Annotated in this window: 1 protein-coding gene and 1 pseudogene; both read right to left on the bottom strand. The window is 36.3% G+C overall.

The window, feature by feature from the left end; translation table 11 throughout:
- Positions 1-198 precede the first annotated feature (198 nt).
- The gene (locus H5232_RS23090) at positions 199-1,266 is read right to left on the bottom strand and encodes a hypothetical protein (protein ID WP_182831625.1); all 1,068 of its coding nucleotides are present in this window, start codon (positions 1,264-1,266) and stop codon (positions 199-201) included.
- Positions 1,267-1,358: 92 nt separating this feature from the next.
- Positions 1,359-1,730 (bottom strand): annotated as a pseudogene (locus tag H5232_RS23085) (hypothetical protein); the annotation flags it as partial.

Below are 1,730 nucleotides of genomic sequence, written 5' to 3'. Positions count from 1 at the left end.
AAAACAGTTAAATAAATTGACTGATGATGATCAGTTAAGCTAATTTAAAAACGGCTCTACAAAATGATAAATCAGGTGATCAAAGCTGATGAGAATCGGTGATCAAAGTCATGAGAATACGCACGAATATCCTTTTGCCTACCCAAGCAGTTATTTACTGCTTGGGTTAAATTCCTTTAATTTTATTATGTTACTTAACTACAGATCTACCATCAAAAATGATGTGAATTTTTGCCACAGTGTTTTACCGAACTTGATCTCGCTTTCAGGCTTAATGTTATCTGCGTATTTCCACGGAAATTTAAAAATATCCGGTGGTGTTAGCTTTTTAATAGGTTTACCCATCAAAAGATTATCGAGCTGCTCTTCATCATTAAATTCTTTTCTCAACTCGTCATCTGCTTTGGACATTTCTTTTAAAAATGACTTATCAACACGATACCAAAAATACTTAGGGCGACCATTGGCTTTATCAAATTCAGCGGTGGTTTTATCAAACTCTCGGTAATATTCAAATTGTGGAATATCTGCTAAGGGTTGAGTAACATCCATAAAGTTTTGTAGCAGTTCCCAATGAATAAATGCAGATGCTATCTGGTTACTAAAAGTTTGGTCATATCGCATGCTTTGCTGATAATGTAACAAAGTAAACCCACGGTATGGAAAACCGCTTTTAGGGTTATGCTGCACCCTATAATGTGCATTAAACTCTTCAAATGGGAAAATATCGAAATCTTTCGCGTTTTTAGTTGGTACCTCCACCATTCCTGTGGCACGATTAAAAATAACAGCTAGATTATATTTAAACCTAAAAAACGGCCAAATTAACCAATTAATCAATTTAGAAACTATCCAACATAATGACAGGCCCGCTAAAAATTCTAACGCAACATCAACCGCCCCTAAAGCTAAACTAAATAACGGCATAACAAACAAGAATATAACAATACAAAAATGAATTATTGCCCAAGAAAAAATGACAAAGCCAGCAATATTAGTTGCGTTTCCTGCTAATGGCATTGCTAATTCATTTTTACCTTTTGCTAAAATTGAACGTGCATATTTTTCTGCTCCAGTAATATTACCTTTGTAGCAACTGTTTTGACTATTATCAAAACAGTGGCCAAATACACCGTCTCTCGGGTAAAACGCCTGCTTACTTTGATAGCGGCAAAACATTGAATCACGTTCATCTGTTGCGATTTCATTTCTAAATTTTGCAGCTTGCTTACCGCGATAAGCGGTTTTTGCGTATTGCTCAAACATATTCAACTTCCTTATTACCGAACTGTACTATTAACTATTTTTTCTCAGTTCGGCATCACTCCTTTGTGTAAATGCTAAACAAACTAACTTCACTACCACACGGCTTCTCTATTAACTTGGCAATCTGCTGGGTCTAAATAGGGTTTTAACTCCTCAGGAAATCCGTGTTTTTCTGTTATATCTTTATCTATTTTGAAGTAGTGCTCTATTGATTGATATAAGTGTGTCCCAAGCGGGATTGATGTATCCATAAAGGTCATGGCTGTTGCATATTGCAGCGAATCCCACTGACGATTAAAACCACCTACGTAAAATGTTGGTTTAGTGAGTCTATAACGTTTAGGGTACTTTAATGGCACCATGAGAGACACAAACACGCGTGAACCACCACGGGCTGAGCCTACATTGCGCTCATTTGCACCAAAACAAACAATGTCTTCGTAAGGTAAATAAAACGGTTTTCT

This window comes from Pseudoalteromonas sp. SG41-5 (genome assembly GCF_014164495.1).
GTDB classification, from domain to species: domain Bacteria; phylum Pseudomonadota; class Gammaproteobacteria; order Enterobacterales; family Alteromonadaceae; genus Pseudoalteromonas; species Pseudoalteromonas rhizosphaerae.
This window is presented reverse-complemented; position numbering and strand designations above follow the sequence as displayed.

What these genes read in the sequence shown, in the direction of transcription:
- H5232_RS23090 (WP_182831625.1), bottom strand. Translation starts at nt 1,266, where the DNA reads ATGTTTGAGCAATACGCAAAAACCGCTTATCGCGGTAAGCAAGCTGCA.